The sequence below is a fragment of the Segatella copri genome, from assembly GCF_015074785.1.
GTDB lineage: Bacteria > Bacteroidota > Bacteroidia > Bacteroidales > Bacteroidaceae > Prevotella.
In genome coordinates this window covers 1,929,823-1,948,427 of sequence record NZ_CP042464.1, presented here as the reverse complement: position 1 = coordinate 1,948,427, position 18,605 = coordinate 1,929,823, and the positions used below count along the sequence as shown (strand labels likewise).

Below are 18,605 nucleotides of genomic sequence, written 5' to 3'. Positions count from 1 at the left end.
TTTCTCTTTGTGTTTTCAAAGAAAAATAGTAATTTTGCATAGTAAAAACAGAAAAAAGAATATATATAATGATAGACAGACCGACGATAGCAAAAATTATGGATGCCACCAAGATAGAAGAGGTGGTATCTGAATTTGTTACGCTCAAGAAGCGTGGCATCAATTATGTCGGCTTGTGTCCTTTTCATAACGATTCCAATCCATCTTTCTCAGTATCTCCTACAAGAGGTATCTGTCATTGTTTTACCTGCGGAAAGGGAGGCAATGCAATCAACTTTCTGATGGAACTGGAACAGATGACCTATCCCGATGCCCTTCGCTGGCTCGCCAAGAAATATAAAATTGAGATTCAGGAGCGGGAACTGACCAATGAAGAAAAACAGCGCGAGAGCGAAAGGGAATCCATGTTTATCGTCAACGATTGGGCGGCGAAATATTTTCAGGATATCCTCCTGCATGATGTGGATGGCATCGCTATCGGTATGGCCTATTTCCGAGGAAGAGGTTTCAGAGATGATATCATCAGAAAATTCCAGTTGGGTTTTGCGCTCCCTAAGCGTACTGCTCTTGCTGAAGCGGCTAAGGCGGCTGGCTATAATCCGAAATATCTGGTTGATACGGGACTCTGCTTCAAGGTGGATAAGGACGAAGCCGGCAATAAGTCGGGTGAGGATAAGATTCTTGACCGTTTCTCGGGCAGAGCCATCTTCCCCTGGTTCAGCGTGAGCGGCAAGGTGGTGGCTTTTGGCGGACGAGTGCTCGACAGCAGAACCAAGGGCATCAGCCAGAAATATGTCAACTCGCCTGATAGCGTTATCTATCATAAGGAGCGCGAACTCTATGGACTCTATCAGGCCAAGAAGGCGATAGCCAAGGAGGATTGTGTCTTTATGGTGGAAGGATACACCGATGTTATCTCGATGCATCAGTGTGGCATCGAAAATGTAGTGGCCAACTCGGGTACAGCGCTGAGCGTGCATCAGATTAGACTGCTGCACCGCTTTACCAGTAATATCGTTCTTCTCTATGATGGCGATAAAGCGGGTATTCATGCTGCGCTGAGAGGTACCGATATGCTGCTTGAAGAAGAGATGAACGTAAAGGTGCTCTTTCTCCCTGATGGTAATGACCCTGACAGTTTCGCCCGCAGTCATTCGGCAGAGGATTTCAGAAGATATATTCAGGAGAATCAGACCGACTTCATACAGTTTAAAACCGATATTCTGCTACGCGGCGTGACAGACCCTGTAAAGCGAAGCCAGGCTATCAATTCGATTGTAGAGAGCATCTCTAAAATCAAGAATCAGATAACGCGCGCTTCTTATATCACAGACTGTTCTCACCGTTTGGGCGTGAATGAGGCAATCATCGTGAATGCCTTGAACAATTTTGTGCGCAACGGTATGAGTGAGCAGGTAAAGGCAGAGCGACGTGCAGCGGGATTGAAAGATTCGCCTGTAGCGGCAGCGCAGCAGGCGCAATCAGCGATGAGAGCGGTTACCCCACTGGATAAACTCCTGGAGGTAGAAGGACTTCTGGTACAGTTGATTATTCATCATGGCGACCAGCTCATCACGGTACAGGATGTAGACGGAAATGATGTGGAGGTAGCTGTGGCCCAGTATATCAGTCTTGATTTGGGTGGAGATGGCTTTAAGTTTCATAATGATTTATATAATCAGATTATGCAGGAGGCTGTGGAGCATCTGGAAAAAGAAGATGATTTTGTCGCCGAAACTTATTTTGCCAATCATCCGAATCCGGAAATCAGCAGGTTGGCTGGTTTGCCTACAGGTGCCCAGGAGGTATCTACGGCTAGTCTGCAGATGAAGATGAGCGCCGATAAACTCCGTCAGTTTGTCTTTAAAGACATCTTGAGCTTCCGTACTCATTATATTGCTCAGCGTATTATTGAGGTTCAGCAGGAGTTTGCCAAGAATCCGACCAATCGTGAACTTCTGCAGGAGTTTATGAAACTCAAGCAGATGAACACGCTTCTGGCGAGCCAGGCAAACAATATCTTCAATTAACCGGAACTCCTGTCCTGTGGGGAGGAACTCTGTAATGAAGTATTAGAGATTTAAAAGGAGAAATGCTATATGATTTATTTTCACTGGATATATCTGTTGCTTTATGTCGTGATAACCGTTCCGGCTATCATTACCGTCTTGATGGACAATCGTCAGCCCGCCAAGACGATGGCATGGATATTGGTCTTCTTCTTCATCCCCTTTGTGGGTATCATCTTTTATTTCTTCTTCGGACAGAATACCCGCAAGGAACGGCTTATCAGCGACCGCAGCATGGACCAGCTCACCAAGCGCTCCATGCTCGAGTTCGTAGAGCAGGAGAATCTTCACCTGCCAGACAGCAATAAACCGCTGATGAATCTCTTTGCCAACCAGAGTTGGGCGCTGCCTTTTAAAGATAATCAGGTGGATATTTATACTGATGGCTACGATTTCTTCCTTACCTTATTATATAATATAGGACAGGCAAAGCATCATATTCATCTCGATACCTATATCTTCGAAGCCGATGCCTTGGGATATCTGATAGCTGATGCCTTGATTGATAAGGCAGAGCAGGGAGTGGAGGTGCGACTGATTTATGATGATGTAGGCTGCTGGAAGGTGAAGGATGAATTCTTTGAACGTATGCGTGATGCAGGCATTGATGTACATTCGTTCATGCCAGTCCGCTTTCCGGCTTTTACGAGTAAGGTAAACTATCGTAACCACCGCAAACTCTGTGTCATAGATGGTAAAGTGGGCTTTATCGGTGGCATGAATATAGCTCTGCGCTATGTGAAGGGTGATAAGAAACAGGCTTGGCGCGATACGCATCTCCGTATTGAGGGCGGTGGCGTTTACGCCATTCAGAGAGCCTTTCTGGTAGACTGGTATTTCGTAGATCGTACGTTGGTTACCAATCGTCAGTATTATCCGCCGGTCAGTGCGCATATCCGCAACAATTGTCTCGTACAGATAGTTACGAGCAGTCCTATCAGTCCTTGGCCTGATATCATGCAGGGCTATGTCCGCATCCTGCTTCAGGCCCAGAAGTATGTGTATATGGAAACGCCTTATTTCCTGCCAACTGAACCGGTTTTGTTTGCCATGCGAACAGCAGCTCTGGCGGGTGTGGATATCCGTCTGATGTTGCCCCGTCATGCTGATGCCAAACTGGTTGAGTGGGCATCACGTTCGTATGTGATGGAGGCGATAGAGGCTGGCGTAAAGGTTTATCTCTATACGGCAGGCTTTAATCATAGTAAATTGCTCGTAAGTGATGATAATCTCTGTACGATAGGCAGTACGAATATCGACTTCCGAAGTTTTGAGAATAATTTCGAAGCGAATGCATTCTTCTTTGATGAGGGGATGGCACAGCGCGTGAAGGCTGTCTATCTGCGAGATGAGGCGAAGAGCATCCTGGTAGATGATGTATCTTATTTCGTAAAACGTCCGTTCCTGCAGCGCCTTTTCGAGAGTACGGTAAGATTACTCTCGCCGCTGTTGTAACGAATAAATCCCCGTTTGCATCTTGTCTGGTGCAAACGGGGATTTTTTTCTATCTGAATATTGAGAAGTTTACGCTTCCGTAACTTCTGTGCTCCAGGAATCGTGGATGCTCGGAGAAATCATAGTCTTTGCCATGCTCAAAGACGAAGATGCCTCCTTCGTTGAGATAGTCGCCATTCAGAACGAGGTCTGGAATCTGCGGCAACTCCTTTAGGGCGTATGGAGGATCGGCAAAGATAAAGTCAAACTTCTGCTTGCAGGTCTTCAGAAAACGGAATACATCACCACGAATCAGAATATCCTTGTCTTCGCCCAACTTCTGGAAACATTGGCGTATGAAGTTGGCATGATCGCGGTCGGCCTCTACGCTGATTACCCGGCTGCAGCCTCGTGATACCAGTTCGAGCGAAATGCTGCCCGTACCGGCAAAAAGGTCGAGGGCAGAGGTATCTTCGAAATCAATATATCCCTGCAGCACATTAAAGATGTTCTCCTTTGCAAAATCTGTTGTCGGACGTGCCTTAAACGAACGTGGAATGTCGAAATGGCGTCCCTTATATTGTCCTGTTATGATTCTCATATTTATTTTGAACTTTGAATGTTGAACATTGAACTTTATGATAAGCTATTCTGTTGAATTCTTAACTATCAACTTTTAACTATCAACTCTTGTCTTACTTACTTAAGTACAGTGCCATTAAATCGAATGGCAGACCTTTAATCTCTGTGATAGGCGCACGGTTGAATTCGGCGGCAGGATTCAGAATGAAGGTCTTCTTGATGTAGAGTTTCGTGTTGTAGAGGAACCAATCCTTATCAGGAACATTGCCTGATACATGCAACTCATCCTGCATCTGGTTGAATCCTAACTGCTTCCATACATAGAGAATGAAATAGAGGGCATCCTTGGCATGCTCGGCATTGAACGAGTTGAAGAATTTGAAACGGTTCTTCTCGAAACCGAAAACGTCCAGCTTTTTGTCGTGGAAATAAACATAGAGCTTGCGGTGAATACCGGTGAAACTGCGATGATGCAGATAGTGCCACATCGGTTGCATGATAGGTGTGAAGCGGACATCCTTGAAGTTGTCTTCTACCACCATCTTCAAATCCTTGTTGATAGGGAATACCGCTACCGCATTCAGTTCCGGCTGCACTCTGTAGAGAATGGCATCGCTGTTATGACTGTTGAAGGCATGCTGATAGAGCACATCGATATCCTCTTCATGAAATTCTTCGATAGGAACCAGCAGGATAGGCGAATCGAGATATACGCGTACCTTCTGGTATCCCCGCTGCAGGAGAGCACTCTCCTTGAAAGCCTGACGCAAGTTGGCTGCCATCGAAACACCACTCTTTACTGTATAAGGTTCATAGATGAGCTGATGCTCAGCTTCACGGTCAACTACCGAAAAACTGAGGGTGTTTCTGCTCACGCGGATGGTGAGTCGTGCTTGCTGAATGTTGTTACCTTTTATTTGCATATCTGTTACCAATTACCTGCGTTGTTATTATCTGTCGTTAAATCGCCTATCTTGAGTCCGGGATAGCTGCCGGCATAGTTGGCCTCCTCTATCTTCTGCTGGATGGAACCTTCATCGAGTCCGTCGAGGAAGGTTTCATAACCGGCCCCACATTCCATCACCGGAATCTGCTTACCGCTTTTTCCTACGATAACCGTGGCAGCGAGTGTAAACTTCTTACCGTCGGCATAGGGAATGTATTGGGCATCTTCCTGTAAGTACTTGCCTTTTACCAGTGTCGGAAAATCGCCTGTATATACGCCGTGTTTCGCCTTGTATTTCTCTTCAGCCTGACGTATCTGCATCAGTTTCTCCTTCACCTCTGCTTCTCTGCTAGCCATGGCTTTCTGGAAGCGGATGGGCTGGCTCACACTCAGAATACAGAGTAGCATCATGATGATGACGCATGCTCCCAAAATATAATTATTCTTTATTCTTTTTCTCATTTCAAAAAGTATTATTACTTTTGCACAGCAAATAGGTGCAGTAAATTTTCTGCAAAGATACTAAAAGTTTTCGAAATATGAACATTGAAGAGTTAAAATATCAGATATTACAGCAATTTGGCTTTCCGCCAACCCCAGAACAGGCTCAGGCGCTCGATGTTTTCGTGCAGTTTATGACGGATAGTAATCCTCATGCTGTGATGATTCTCCGGGGTAGTGCGGGTACCGGTAAGACATCACTCTCGGGTGCTATCGTCCGTACGCTCCGTGCTGTTCGCCAGAAGGTGATGCTCCTTGCTCCTACGGGTAGGGCGGCTAAGGTCTTCTCTCTGAACAGCGGGATGCCTGCCTATACCATTCATCGCCGCATCTATCGCGAAAAGGCGTTTGCCGGAGTGGATGGACAGTTCAATCTCAATGATAATCTCTATACTGATACGCTTTTCATGCTGGATGAGGCTTCGATGATTGCCAATCTGGGATTGGGCGGAACCACCTTTGGTAGCGGCTGTCTGCTAGATGATCTGATTCATTTTGTGTATCAGGGACGTAACGACCGCCTCTTGCTGATTGGCGATAAGGCACAGTTGCCTCCTGTTGGTGAGGAAGAATCACCAGCTCTTTCTGCAGCGATGCTCCAGGGGTATGGACTGTCGGTTTATGAGTGCGATTTGAACGAAGTAGTCCGTCAGAGTCAGCAGTCGGGCATCCTCTTTAATGCTACCCGCATCCGTCAGATGATTACCCACGATGACATTACCCAACTGCCTAAAATCCGTTTCTCCGGTTTCTCGGATATCAGGGAGATGCCGGGTGCAGAACTCATCGAGGCTCTTGGCGACAGTTATCATCATGTAGGACTGGACGATACCATTGTTGTGACTCGTAGCAACAAGCGCGCCAACATCTTCAACCAGGGCATCCGCAACATGGTTCTTGATAGGGAAGAGGAACTGGAGAGTGGCGACATGCTGATGATTGTGAAGAACAATTATTATTGGATGGAGGAAGAAAGAAAGAAGATAAAGGAAAGGGAATTAAGTGAAGAACGAAGAGTGAAGAGTGAAGAAACTGCGTTCGGCGGCCGAATAGAAAGCCAATTTAATAGTTTAACTAATCATAAAGTTCCGAGTTCCAAGTTCAAAGTTCAAAGTAAAGAAGTTCAAAGTAACGAACTTCCTGCTTTCCTGGCTAATGGAGATAGGGCGAAGGTGATGAAGGTGAGCCGTCGCATCGACCTCTATGGTTTCCATTTTGCCACCCTTCTGTTGAAATTCCCCGATTATGACAATTATGAACTGGAGGCTACGGTATTGCTGGATACATTGACGAGTGAGGCTCCTGCTTTGACCCATGATCAGCAAGAGCAGCTTTTCCATAAGATAGAGGAAGATTATCAGGACATACCCCTGAAGGCAGACCGTATGAAGGCAATCCGGCAGGATCCGTATTTCAATGCTCTGCAAGTGAAGTTTGCCTATGCCGTTACCTGTCATAAAGCGCAGGGAGGACAGTGGTCGCATGTCTATGTAGACCAGGGCTATATGACGGATGATATGCTTACTCCCGATTATATCCACTGGCTCTATACTGCATTTACCCGAGCCACAGAAATGCTATATCTGGTGAATTGGCCAAATACGCAGATAGAAGGAGAGTGATATTACTCTTCTTCTTTTGTTCAGAATTTGTATGAAAAGAAAAAGTCCGGCTCTCTCTCGAAAGTCGGACTCTTAAATTTTTGAGTTATTTTTTGGGAAAAGTGGGTAGTGATGGATTCGAACCACCGAAGGCATAGCCAGCAGATTTACAGTCTGCCCCATTTGGCCACTCTGGTAACTACCCAAAAGCTTTATATCTCAAAAGCGAGTGCAAAGGTAATGCTTTTATTTGATATTACCAAATTTTTTCGACACTTTTTTCTCTTTTCCTTCAAAAAATGTTCTTTTTCCCCTATAAAATAGGTTTTCCCCCTCTCTTTTACTTTTTTCCCCTTTTACTTTTTTACCTTTTTACCCTTTTACCTTTACCACATGTCTTCTGCGGTGTTTCCTCGACAGCCTTCTGTGCTTGTAATGTTCATACTTCTTGATGGCAACGAATACCGTGAGGGCAAGGACTACGGCCAGCAGGAAGATAACGATGCCGCCGCCCAGATTGTCGCCCTTCACCTTCGACCACATATCCAATACCTCGGGAGTATGATCGCCGGCATCATGAATCATGGCGCATCGGGCTACTATGCTGCTGTCTGGATACATGATAGGGTTGAGATGGGCATTCCTGCCTTCCTCGCCAAAGAAGTAGGCTAGATTTACAGGTTGGGGATAAACCTCAGTATCGCTCATAGCTTCTAATACCTTTTGGCCTGCCACGCTGCTCACATATCCTGTAGTCTCCATATTAGCGAGTGCCACGTCTTCCTGACAGAGATAGTTGATGAAATAGGCGGCAGCCTTCGGATTGCGGGAATATTTAGGGATTACCCAACCGTCGAACCATACATTGCTTCCTTCTTTCGGTACCTCATATCCCAGTTCTACACCTACTTTTCCGGCTTCTTCAATAGCCCAGACGGCATCACCGCTCCAGGTCATATTGAGATAGGCTTTGCCTTTGGTCATGGTCTCCTTGCCGAAGTCGGCTTCCCATCCTTCAATGTTTGGCTTCAGAGCTTTCAACTCTTTCTCTACTGCGGCTATGGCAGCGGGTGAATAGTCGTTCATCAGCTGTGGTACGGTCACCTTGCCTGTTTCCAGGTCTTTACGGTGTGCCCAGATGAGGGCGGTGCCATAGGAGTCGCGGTAGGAATCCTTCATCAGGAGTTTGCCCTGATATTTTCTGTCCCATAATGTTCCCCAGGTCTGTGCATCATTTATAGGTACGTGCACCTTATTATATAGGATGCCACAGGTTCCCCACATGTAAGGTACGGCATAATGGTGGGCGATGCGGCCATTGTTGGAGGTGGCATCTATCTGCTCAACAATGTATGGTGATACGTTGCAGATATAGTTGGGCGTCTTGCCGAAGGCGGTGTCGATAGGTAGGAGAAGGTCTTTGCGGAGCATGCGCTCGATGATATATTCTGACGGGCATACCACGTCGTAGTCTTCATGACCTCGCTCTATCTTGGTAAGCATCACCTCATTGATGTCGAAGGTCTGGTAGATGACTCGGATCTTCTTGCCGGTCTGCTGTTCATACCATTTCGGGAAGTTGGCAAGAACGTCTTCATCTATATAATCAGCCCAGTTGTAAACCTTCAGAATCTCCTCGCGGTTCTCTTTGTTGTAACAGGAAGAGAGCGGCAGAATCATCAGCAGGCAAAGAAAGAGAAAGACGATGGCCTTAACTCCTTTTACTCCACTGACTCCTAAAAATATCTTGTTCTTCATTCTCATTTCTTCTTATTTTTCTCAGAACGTTTGTTGATGATAATCAGCATCACCAGTACCAGTACGAAGATGATGGTACTCAGCGGACGAAGTTCTGGGGTCAGTCCTCCCTTTCTGGCATCGGCATAGATGAATGTGGAGAGGGTTTCCAGACCTTCGTTACCTATCGTGAAGATGGTGACGGCGAAGTCATCGATACTCATCGTGATGGCAAGCATGAAACCGGAAATCATACCCGGCAATATCTCTGGGATAATGACCTTGCGAAGTGCCTGCATCGGAGAGGCGCCCAGATCGAGTGCCGCCTCATAGAGGTTCGGATTCATCTGCTTCAGTCTTGGCATCACACTCAGGATAACGTATGGCAGACAGAAGGTGATATGTGAGAGTACCACGGTAGTATAGCCCTGCGGAATGCCCAGCGTGATGAAGAGCAGGAAGAGCGAGATACCGATGATGATGTCGCCGTTGAGTATCGGAATGTTGTTGACAAACTGGATGGCATTACGTGCATAGCGGTTGCGCAGGTTGTAGATGCCGATGGCAGTCAGGGTTCCGAAGAGCGTGGATACGGTTGCGGTAATCAGGGCGATGGTTACGGTATTGACCAGTGCCGCTGTGAGCGAATGGTGTGTACCTTCGGCAAAGAGATTCTTGTAGAGCTGCAGCGAGAAACCTGTCCAGTTGCCCATCACCTTGGCTTCGGTAAACGAGAAGATGATGATGATGAAGATAGGGGAGTAGAGTAGCAGCAGGAGCAACCAGAGATAGCCTTGGCAGAATACTTTTTTCATCATATCCTTACTGAATAATGACTGCATCATCTGATACCTCCTTCCTGTTTACTGCCATCACCTGCGATGAGGGTAGAGGCGCCGATGAGGAAGAGCATGATGAGCGAGAGGGCTGCACCGTAGTTCCACATCGAATTGTTGATGTTCTCCTGGATGGTGGTACCGAAGAGCTTGATGTTGTTCATCGTCAGCAGTTCGGAGATAGCGAAGGTAGAGATGGTTGGCATGAATACCATCAGGATGCCACTTGCTACGCCCGGCATGGAGAGGGGCAGGATGACCTTATAGAACTGCTGCCAAGGTGATGCGCCCAGGTCTTCGGCTGCTTCGATATAGCTGCGGTCCATCTTCTGCAGGGTGTTGTAGATAGGGTAAATCATGAATGGGATGAAGTTGTAGACCATACCGAACAGGAGGGCGCCCTCACCCAGCGGAAGGTCGGCAAAATCGAAGAGGGCCACGGTGGCAAGTGTGCGCACCAGGATGTTTACCCACATCGGCAGAATGAAGAGCATGATGATGGTGTTGGCATACTTCATTCTGGTTTGTGTCAGAATATAGGCGGCCGGATAGCCCAGCAGAATGCAGAGCAGGGTGTTGAGAAAGGCGATGCCTATCGAATACACAAAGGTGTTGATGGCTTCGGGGTGTGCCAGAAACTTCTGGAAGTTGTAGAGCGTCAGGGCTCCGTTCTCATCGGTAAATGCGAACACTACGATGAGAAGCAATGGCAGTACCACAAATATCGCAGCAAAGATGGCGTAAGGTATCGACCAGCTTTGTCGCGAAGAGATAAACTTGATAATGTTCAATTTATAATTGATAATTAGGAATTAATAATTTTTATTCAAACGAAATATTCTCCTGAGGAATGGTGATGGCCACATGATCGCCCAAATCCCATACATCCTGTGTATCTACATAGAGCTTCTCGCCCCAGTCGGTATCGATGGTGAGATGATAGTGGTCGCCCTTGTAGAGAATGAAGCTGATGTCGCCTGTAAAGGTTCCTTCGCTCTCGTTGTCGAAGAGGTCTATCTTGTTGAAAGGCACGTTCACCCGGATGGTTTCGTTTCCGTTTTCATCGGTCTGAATCTTGTCCTTCATTTCTGCCGGAATCTCCATCTGGTATTCGCAGCCCAGGAATTCTATCGTTCCGTCGCCGTTTATCTTTGCATCGAAGGTATTGGTGATGCGCTCCTTCTTCATGATGTGAATATTGTCGGGTATCACGCTCATTCCTATCGTCTGTCCTACTTCGAAATGCTTGTAGTTCTGGATGAGAAATTCGTAGCCCTTCTCGTTTTCTGCCAGCATCTCGTAGTGTACTCCCTTGAAGATAGAAGAGGTTATCTTGCCCACAAACTGGGCATGGGCGGTATCGGTGGAAACTTCGATATCCTCAGGACGTATCACGACATCCACTTCCTGATTGCAGCCGAAGCCCTTGTCTACACAAGGCAGTTCAGTACCTGCCACATTCACCAGACAGTCGTGGACCATCGTTCCGCAGAGAATATTGCTCTCGCCGATAAAGTCAGCAACAAAAGCATTGGCTGGTTCGTTGTAGATATCGGTAGGCGTACCTATCTGCTGTATCTCTCCCTCGCTCATCACCACGATGGTATTGCTCAGGGTGAGGGCTTCTTCCTGGTCGTGGGTAACGTATACGAAGGTAATGCCCAGGCGTTCGTGCATCTGCTTCAGCTCCAGCTGCATGTCTTTACGCATCTTGAGGTCGAGTGCTGCAAGCGGTTCATCAAGGAGAAGAACTTCCGGTTCGTTGACGATGGCACGGGCGATGGCGATACGCTGCTGCTGACCGCCCGAAAGCGAGTTGACATCACGATATTCATAATCACTCATGTTTACCATCTTCAGGGCACGTTTCACCTTTGGCAAAATCTCTTCCTTCGGTGTGTTCTTGAGTTTCAGACCGAAGGCGATATTGTCGTAAACGTTGAGATGAGGGAACAGAGCGTATTTTTGGAATACCGTGTTTACATTTCGCTTGTAAGGAGGAAGGTTAGTAATATCGTTGCCGGCGATGGTAATGATGCCTTCGCTGGCGGTTTCAAACCCTGCCAAAAGTCTTAATAATGTCGTTTTTCCGCATCCCGAAGGACCCAGAATGGTCATAAATTCGCCCTTTCTCACATAGAGATTGATGTTGTTGAGGGCTGTTTTCTCGCCAAATCTTTTCGACACATTCTTAATATCTATGATATGTTGTGCTGTCTTGTTCATTTTTGTTGTAAATTTGCGTGCAAAGTTACGCATTTTTCGATAAATATTGAAAGAAACAAAGAAAAAGTTGTATCTTTGCAAACGTTTTGTAGTATCTGATATACAGAACTGAATAATTATTGAATAAATATACATACATGATTGTTACAATAGAATGGATGGAGGAGTGGTTCAGGCGTTTCGACCACGAATATTTCGGGGGAAAACTGCCTGTTCCTGAACTCGGACTTACTCATGCCAAGACTCGCTTGGGGCAACTTGCCTATAAGCGGGCCTCCAGATGGGGACGCACCAAACTCTACGATTTCAAACTCTCCATGTCTACTTATTACGATATGACCGACAAGCAGGCAAAGAGTGTCTTGCTCCACGAGATGATACATTACATCATCGGTTATACGGGACTGAAAGATACCTCGGCTCACGGGGTTGTGTTCAAGGGACTGATGGATAAGCTCAACAGCCAGTATGGCTGGGATATCAGAGTATCGACATCCACCAAGGGGTGGAAGGTAAGCGAAACCGTAAAAAGCAGGAAAGAGAAGAAGGGACCGCAAATTTATCTGATGCTTGCCATCGAGATGAATGATGGAAGACATTATCTCTCGAGAGTGAATCCGAGTTTTGCCCATCGCATCGAAAATCAGCTAAAGACGGTCAGGGAAGTGGTTTCTCATCAGTGGTATACTACGATGGAGAACTATTTCGAAGACTATCCGCAGGTGCGCAGTTTGAGAGGAAGGCGCATCTCGAAGGCCGATTTCGGAAAGTTGCTTAATGTGCTCACTCCCTTTCAGCTGTAATGTCGGGCGAATGTATAAGAAAAAGAATAACCAAAACTCATTAAAAATATAAAATGAAAGAAACCTGGAAAATGATAGCCCTGCTGGCAATAGCCATTGGAGGACTGCTGGCTTATGCCTTTATTCCAGAGCAAGTGGCTGAAAACATTCCGCTGAAACAGATTGGAATGGATGCGCTCACCAGTAAAAGCGAGGCAGAACTTGCTGAAGAGGAAAAGGCTGACAGCATGATAAAGGAACCCGTGGATACGGCGGCGCAGCGAGTACTGATCTTCGGCGACTCGATGTCGGAATATCTCGGTCTGCGACTGGCTGACTATGCCAACAAGAACGGTCATAAACTCACCTGTATTACCTGGGTGAGTTCGGGCACCAGAAACTGGGCTGCTACCGATACCCTGCAGCATTATATCCAACGTATCAAACCTACCCATGTCTTTGTATGTCTGGGCAGCAACGAACTGTATACGGCTGATATGAAGGGATGTGAAAAACGCATCCGTGCCATCCTGAGCAAGATTGGTAATATTCCGACGATATGGATCGGTCCGCCAAACTGGTGTGAGGATAATGGATATAACAAACTCCTCCGTGAGGTGATGGGACCACGAGGCTATTATCCTAGCTATAAACTTACCTTCGAACGCCAGAAAGACGGCCGGCATCCGACTATGGCTTCATCTGCCATGTGGATGGATAAGATTGTAGAGTGGATGAATAGCGGACATTGTGTGCATCCGTTCCGATTGGAAAAGCCGGATAAGCGTGACCGCAGATACAGACAGATTACCATCTTGCCTCCTGGAACCAAACGCAGGGCTGACAGTACGGCTGTGAAGAAGGATTCTCTTTCTCGGCCTGTAGAGGGAACTGTGCCTGAAACCACAGAAAGTCCTGCTGCAACCAAGGAACCTGCAACTGCAGGAAAAACGTCTTCGGCTGCTGCTGACAAGACGGTTCCAGCGGTAAAGCATGTAAACCATAAAGACTCCATATAAGAAAGAGTTCAATAAATAATATCTTCAGAACAGACAAATGAATTATTCAACATTCGAAATAAGTGCCTTGTGGCATTGGATAGAGCGGCTGTTTGTTTATCAGGCAGATTCTCCGCTGATGATGGGCAGCATTCCGTTTGCGTTGCTCTTCATCTTCTTCCTTGCCATTTATACCCTGCTCAAGAGCTATTCGCGCACAGCCATGATGATGTATGTCATCTGCTTCAGCCTTTTCTTTGCCTATAAGGTGAACGGAATGGTGATGTGGATGCTGCCGCTTACGGCTTGCATCAATTATGCCGTAACCCAGGAAATGAGACTGCATGAGGGAAAGGCACGCAAGGCGCTGCTCACCTTCGTGGTGCTTGTAGACCTGGCTCTGCTGTGCTATTTCAAATATACCAATTTCATCATTGGCGATGTAGTCAACGAGATGTTCAGCACCAACTTCTCCCTGCAGTCTATCGCTCTGCCTGTAGGTATCTCGTTCTATACCTTCCAGGCTATCAGCTATGCGGTAGATACCTATAAGCGCAAGTTTGACATGGAGGTAACGCTCCTGGAGTATTGCTTCTATCTCACCTTCTTTCCGCTGCTGATGGCGGGTCCTATCACCTGTGCCGCCAACCTGATACCCAGACTGAAACGAAACGAACAGGCTTCCAGCAGAATGCTGTGGACGGGACTTTTCCTCATCATGCTGGGACTGGTCAAGAAGAATATGCTGAGCGATTATATCGCACAGTTCAACAACTGGGTGTTTGATGCGCCGCAAACCTTCTCGGGTTTCGAGAATCTGGCAGCGCTCTTCGGATATCCAGTCCAGATCTTCCTCGATTTCTCGGGATACAGCGATATGAGTATCGGTGTGGCAGCCATCCTGGGTTTCTATTTGCCCGACAACTTCTATTTCCCTTACCGCTCACTCTCGGTTACCGAGTTCTGGCGTCGCTGGCACATCTCGCTTTCCTTCTGGTTCCGCGATTATGTGTATATTCCGCTGGGTGGAAACCGGAAGGGAAAGGTGCGCATGTATTTCAACAACTTCCTCACCATGCTGGTGGCAGGTTTATGGCATGGCTCTTCCTGGATGTTCGTCATCTGGGGGGCTCTTCATGGTTTCGGACTTGTGGTGCATAAGTTCTTCAGCCGTCAGTTGGGCATAAGCATTCCTCGTACGCTGGCAGGCAATTCCCTCAGCTGGCTCATCACCTATTTATATATATGCTTTGCTTGGTCGTTCTTCCGTGCCAAGGATTTGGGTGTGTTGGGGAAGATGTATGATAAGGTGGCAAATGATTTCAGTATCGATTATCTGGTGCCTTTCTTCCATGCCCGTCCTGCCTGGACGCTTTGCATCATCGGTGTCATGCTGAGCTATCTCTTTACCGAGCGCCAGTATCACCGTCTTCAGGCGCGGTTCATCCTCCTGCCTTGGGTGGCTAAACTGCTGCTCTTCATCATCTGTCTGCAGATGGTGGTGGAGGTTTCCCAGGAGAGTGTGCAGCCGTTCATTTATTATCAGTTCTAGTTTCGATGGTTAATATTAATATATATTTGAAGTAACAGACAAAACAGAAAAATTGTATGAAGAAACTATTATTCTTTTTGCTCCTGACGACGGCTGTCGTCGGTAGAGCACAGACATTGCTTGACTTACTGCCTGTAGGCACCGAGGCTCCCGATTTCACGATTACTGACAGTAAGACGGGGAAGAAAATCTTCCAGCTTTCAGATAAGAAGACTCAGAAGGATAAAGATGGAAAGACGGTTCCGGGTGTCTGGACCATGCTCGATTTCTGGGCTTCCTGGTGTCCAGACTGCAGAAGAGACATGCCGATGGTGAAGGCTATCTATGACAAATACAATACCAAGATCCAGGTAGTGGGTGTTTCTTTTGATACCGACGAGGCGAAGATGAAGAAATATCTGGGCGATAATCAGTATACCTGGTTGCAATACTGTGAGTTTAAGAAATGGAAGGAAACTAAGATTTCCAAGGATTATCACATCTCATGGATTCCTACCTCTTATCTGATCAATCCGGAAGGTAAGGTTGCATTCTCTACCGTGAAGGCGGAGGAGATGATGAAGAAACTGGATTCGCTCGACCAGGCAGGAGCATTGAAACCTGCTCAGGTGCAGACTGCTCTCAAGAAGGTGTATAATGAAAGGATCGATCCGATGGCTCAGATTGATGAGGCTTTGGCTAAAGCCAAGAAGAATGGCAAGTTTGTTATCTGTCAGGTAGGTGGTAACTGGTGCCCATGGTGCTTGAAGTTTGCCGATTTTGTAGAGAAAAATGCTGCGGTCAACAAGATGGTGAATGATCATTTTGAATATATTCATGTGAACTACAATCGCAGAAAAACTGCCGGTGATGCGGCGGTGAAGAAGGCTGAGCAGCTGATGAAACGACTGAACAATCCTCAGCGTTTCGGATTCCCGGTCTTTGTGGTGCTCGATGAAACCGGAAAGGTTCTCCATATCCAGGATTCCAGTTTTCTGGAAGAGGGGAAGGGATATAACGAAGAAAAGGTGCTCAGATTCCTGAAGAGCTGGACACCTCAGGCAGTAAAAGGATAAAGAAAGAGGGTGTGTCATTAACTTATGACACACCCTTTAATCTGAAAAAGCGTAAGGCCTACTACCAGTAGTGCCGTACGCTTTATCTTCAACTTTACTGAATGAAAGCTGGTCTGTTTCATATTGTAATTTTATGCATTACAAACCTCTTGCTTTCAGGAATCCGGAAGCATCTGGCTTCTCCATACCTGTAAAGTCGGTAAACATTTCCATCTGGTCCTTTGTGTTGCCACGGCTCAGAATCTTATCGCGGAATGCCTGACCAACGGCTGGATCTAAGGCACCATGCTTTGCAAAGTAGTCGGCGATGTTCACAGCCAGCACCTCTGTCCAGAGATAGCTGTAATAGCCTGCTGCATAACCGCCGCTCCATACATGGTTGAAGTATGATGTGCTGTAGCGAGGAGGAATCTGGGTGTTGAGCAAACCGATGTTGTGGAGCTCTTCCTTCTCGAAGGCGCCTGCCATATAAGGTGAAGGTACCTCTTCCTCGCTAATCTTGTGCCATGCCAGGTCAAGACAGGTTGCAGCCAGATTCTCGCCCAGTGAATAGGCGGTCTGGAAGCTGATGCTCTTCAGCATGCGCTCTTTCAGATCGGCTGGCATCGCAGCACCGGTCTCGGTATGACGGGCGTAATGGTCGAATATCTCCGGAATAGATGCAAACGATTCGTTAAACTGGGATGGCATCTCTACGAAATCGCGGGCAACGGCTGTTCCTGAAAGGGTATTGTATTTGCAGTCGGAAAGGATTCCGTGAAGCGCATGACCGAACTCATGGAACAGGGTAGTAACCTCATCCCATGTGATGAGAGATGGCTGACCCTCCGGTGCCTTGGCATTGTTGCATACATTATATATTATAGGCAACTGGCCGCGCTGCTTGCTCTGCTTGGCAAAGGCGCTCATCCATGCACCGCCACGCTTGGTAGGACGGCGGAAGTAATCGCTGTAGAAGAGGGCGATAGGCTTGCCGTTCTTATCGCTTACCTCGAATACCTTCATGTCAGGGTGATAAGTAGGAATATCCTTGCGCTGCTTGAAGTTCAGTCCGTATACACGATGGGCGGCATAGAACACACCATTCACCTGTACGCTGTCGATGTTGAAGTATGGCTTAATCTCATCATCGGTAATGTTGAGCATCTCCTTCTTCATCTTTGCAGAATAATAGAAGCGGTCGTATGGCTGCAGCTTGAAGTCCTTGCCTTCAGTCTTCTGTGCATACGCTTCTATCGCCTTGGTTTCAGCATCAGCCTTAGGAGCATATTCCTTGATGAGCTGCTTCAGGAAATCATCCACATTCTTGCTGTTCTTAGCCATTGTCTTTTCGAGCGAATAGTCGGCATAGTTGTCATATCCCATCAGCTTGCCCTTCTCGGCACGCAACTTGGCAATCTCGGTTACGATAGGGAAGGTGTTGAATTTTGGGTTAGTACCATCGGCACGGTGGATGCTTGCCATATACACCTTCTTGCGCAGTTCGCGGTTCTGGAGATTGGTGAGGATAGGCTGCTGGGTGGTGTTGATGATGACGATGCAGTAAGGCGCCTTGCCTCCGCGGCTCTCAGCATCTTTCTTGCATTGTGCAATGTCTGCATCGCTCAATCCGGCGAGTTCTTCCTTGCTGTTCACCCAAACCACGGCGTTGTTGGTAGCGGCAGGAAGAAGATTGCCCCATTCCTGCTGCAATTCAGAGATGCGGGAGTTGATCTGCTTCATGCGCTCCATCTTCTCGGCAGAAAGAAGGGCGCCTGAACGTACAAAACTCTTATAGATAACCTCAGTAAGGCGCTTGTCTTCGCCCTTGAGTTTCTTATATTCGTTGTCGTAAACATACTTGATGCGTTCGAAGAGTTTCTTGTTGAACGAAATCTCATTATCGAGTTCGGTCAGCAATGGGGTAGCCTTCTTTTCGGTTTCGGCGATGCCCGGAGTTTTGTGGGCACTGGTGAGACCGAAGAAGATGTTAGTCACCTTTTCGAGCAGTGCACCGCTCTCCTCATAGGCGAGGATGGTGTTCTGGAAGTTAGGCTTCTTCTTGTTGTTTACAATCTTCTGTATGTTGGTACGCTGCTCTTTGATAGCCGCTTCGATGGCTGGCAGGTAGTCGCTCTCCTGAATCTTGCTGAAGTCAGGAGCACCGAATGGAAGACTGCTCTTTGTTAAAAGAGGATTCTGACGGTTACCGCCCGCAGTCTGTGCGAACGATGAGGCTGGCATCTGCAGGAGTGCTGCCAGACCCAGGGTAAGGAAAGTCTTGTTAAGTTTCATCATGTTTCTTTG

General features: G+C 47.1%; 15 protein-coding genes and 1 tRNA gene. 7 read left to right on the top strand and 9 right to left on the bottom strand.

Going from position 1 to position 18,605, the window contains the following annotated elements:
* Positions 1-68: 68 nt before the first annotated feature.
* Together dnaG and cls are read left to right on the top strand one after the other, a co-directional pair.
* The gene (gene dnaG / locus FO447_RS08465) at positions 69-2,030 is read left to right on the top strand and encodes a DNA primase (protein ID WP_200756043.1); all 1,962 of its coding nucleotides are present in this window, start codon (positions 69-71) and stop codon (positions 2,028-2,030) included.
* Positions 2,031-2,099: 69 nt separating this feature from the next.
* Positions 2,100-3,524 (top strand): cardiolipin synthase, encoded by a 1,425-nt coding sequence (gene cls / locus FO447_RS08460; RefSeq protein WP_117693800.1) that lies wholly within the window; start codon positions 2,100-2,102, stop codon positions 3,522-3,524.
* Between the two features lie 49 nt (positions 3,525-3,573).
* Here the strand turns inward: cls and rsmD are convergent, their stop codons facing one another.
* From rsmD to FO447_RS08445, 3 genes are all read right to left on the bottom strand, one after another.
* Positions 3,574-4,110, bottom strand: a complete 537-nt coding sequence (gene rsmD / locus FO447_RS08455; RefSeq protein WP_259299706.1) for a 16S rRNA (guanine(966)-N(2))-methyltransferase RsmD — start codon at positions 4,108-4,110, stop codon at positions 3,574-3,576.
* An 88-nt stretch (positions 4,111-4,198) separates the two neighbouring features.
* Positions 4,199-5,008: a DUF3822 family protein gene (locus FO447_RS08450; RefSeq protein ID WP_117693931.1), complete on the bottom strand. Its 810-nt coding sequence runs from the start codon at positions 5,006-5,008 to the stop codon at positions 4,199-4,201.
* Between the two features lie 5 nt (positions 5,009-5,013).
* Positions 5,014-5,493: a hypothetical protein gene (locus FO447_RS08445; protein ID WP_117693798.1), complete on the bottom strand. Its 480-nt coding sequence runs from the start codon at positions 5,491-5,493 to the stop codon at positions 5,014-5,016.
* Positions 5,494-5,570: 77 nt separating this feature from the next.
* On the opposite strand from FO447_RS08445, the gene FO447_RS08440 reads away from it, so the two are divergent.
* Positions 5,571-7,154 (top strand): ATP-dependent DNA helicase, encoded by a 1,584-nt coding sequence (locus FO447_RS08440; RefSeq protein ID WP_200756042.1) that lies wholly within the window; start codon positions 5,571-5,573, stop codon positions 7,152-7,154.
* 102 nt (positions 7,155-7,256) lie between these two features.
* Here the strand turns inward: FO447_RS08440 and FO447_RS08435 are convergent.
* From FO447_RS08435 to potA, 5 genes are all read right to left on the bottom strand, one after another.
* Positions 7,257-7,338 (bottom strand) — tRNA-Tyr (locus tag FO447_RS08435).
* A gap of 167 nt (positions 7,339-7,505) precedes the next feature.
* Positions 7,506-8,813: an ABC transporter substrate-binding protein gene (locus FO447_RS08430; protein ID WP_200758518.1), complete on the bottom strand. Its 1,308-nt coding sequence runs from the start codon at positions 8,811-8,813 to the stop codon at positions 7,506-7,508.
* 80 nt (positions 8,814-8,893) lie between these two features.
* Entirely contained in the window at positions 8,894-9,688 is a 795-nt protein-coding gene (locus tag FO447_RS08425) for an ABC transporter permease (protein ID WP_118201306.1), read from the bottom strand.
* Positions 9,689-9,711: 23 nt separating this feature from the next.
* Complete coding sequence (locus tag FO447_RS08420; RefSeq protein ID WP_234698956.1) at positions 9,712-10,497, bottom strand: ABC transporter permease; 786 nt, start codon at positions 10,495-10,497, stop codon at positions 9,712-9,714.
* Positions 10,498-10,528: 31 nt separating this feature from the next.
* Positions 10,529-11,932 (bottom strand): polyamine ABC transporter ATP-binding protein, encoded by a 1,404-nt coding sequence (potA, locus tag FO447_RS08415; RefSeq protein ID WP_200756041.1) that lies wholly within the window; start codon positions 11,930-11,932, stop codon positions 10,529-10,531.
* A 137-nt stretch (positions 11,933-12,069) separates the two neighbouring features.
* On the opposite strand from potA, the gene FO447_RS08410 reads away from it, so the two are divergent.
* From FO447_RS08410 to FO447_RS08395, 4 genes are read left to right on the top strand one after another with little or no spacing between them, the layout of a single operon-like run.
* Complete coding sequence (locus FO447_RS08410) at positions 12,070-12,735, top strand: SprT-like domain-containing protein (RefSeq protein ID WP_200756040.1); 666 nt, start codon at positions 12,070-12,072, stop codon at positions 12,733-12,735.
* 53 nt (positions 12,736-12,788) lie between these two features.
* On the top strand, positions 12,789-13,733 hold the full coding sequence (locus FO447_RS08405) for a hypothetical protein (RefSeq protein WP_200756039.1): 945 nt from the start codon (positions 12,789-12,791) through the stop codon (positions 13,731-13,733).
* 37 nt (positions 13,734-13,770) lie between these two features.
* Positions 13,771-15,264 (top strand): MBOAT family O-acyltransferase, encoded by a 1,494-nt coding sequence (locus FO447_RS08400; protein WP_200756038.1) that lies wholly within the window; start codon positions 13,771-13,773, stop codon positions 15,262-15,264.
* A 56-nt stretch (positions 15,265-15,320) separates the two neighbouring features.
* Positions 15,321-16,319 carry a thioredoxin-like domain-containing protein gene (locus FO447_RS08395; protein ID WP_200756037.1) on the top strand — a complete coding sequence of 333 codons (999 nt, stop codon included), beginning with the start codon at positions 15,321-15,323 and terminating at the stop codon, positions 16,317-16,319.
* A 138-nt stretch (positions 16,320-16,457) separates the two neighbouring features.
* On the opposite strand, the gene FO447_RS08390 is transcribed toward FO447_RS08395, so the two are convergent.
* Entirely contained in the window at positions 16,458-18,596 is a 2,139-nt protein-coding gene (locus FO447_RS08390; RefSeq protein WP_437182723.1) for a M3 family metallopeptidase, read from the bottom strand.
* Positions 18,597-18,605: the final 9 nt, after the last annotated feature.

Coding starts and splice junctions, on each gene's coding strand:
- FO447_RS08405 (WP_200756039.1), top strand. CDS start 12,789: ATGAAAGAAACCTGGAAAATGATAGCCCTGCTGGCAATAGCCATTGGA.
- FO447_RS08430 (WP_200758518.1), bottom strand. CDS start 8,813: ATGATTCTGCCGCTCTCTTCCTGTTACAACAAAGAGAACCGCGAGGAG.
- FO447_RS08450 (WP_117693931.1), bottom strand. CDS start 5,008: ATGCAAATAAAAGGTAACAACATTCAGCAAGCACGACTCACCATCCGC.
- FO447_RS08445 (WP_117693798.1), bottom strand. CDS start 5,493: ATGAGAAAAAGAATAAAGAATAATTATATTTTGGGAGCATGCGTCATC.
- dnaG (WP_200756043.1), top strand. CDS start 69: ATGATAGACAGACCGACGATAGCAAAAATTATGGATGCCACCAAGATA.
- potA (WP_200756041.1), bottom strand. CDS start 11,932: ATGAACAAGACAGCACAACATATCATAGATATTAAGAATGTGTCGAAA.
- FO447_RS08440 (WP_200756042.1), top strand. CDS start 5,571: ATGAACATTGAAGAGTTAAAATATCAGATATTACAGCAATTTGGCTTT.
- FO447_RS08400 (WP_200756038.1), top strand. CDS start 13,771: ATGAATTATTCAACATTCGAAATAAGTGCCTTGTGGCATTGGATAGAG.
- FO447_RS08395 (WP_200756037.1), top strand. CDS start 15,321: ATGAAGAAACTATTATTCTTTTTGCTCCTGACGACGGCTGTCGTCGGT.
- FO447_RS08410 (WP_200756040.1), top strand. CDS start 12,070: ATGATTGTTACAATAGAATGGATGGAGGAGTGGTTCAGGCGTTTCGAC.
- cls (WP_117693800.1), top strand. CDS start 2,100: ATGATTTATTTTCACTGGATATATCTGTTGCTTTATGTCGTGATAACC.
- FO447_RS08390 (WP_437182723.1), bottom strand. CDS start 18,596: ATGATGAAACTTAACAAGACTTTCCTTACCCTGGGTCTGGCAGCACTC.
- FO447_RS08425 (WP_118201306.1), bottom strand. CDS start 9,688: ATGATGAAAAAAGTATTCTGCCAAGGCTATCTCTGGTTGCTCCTGCTG.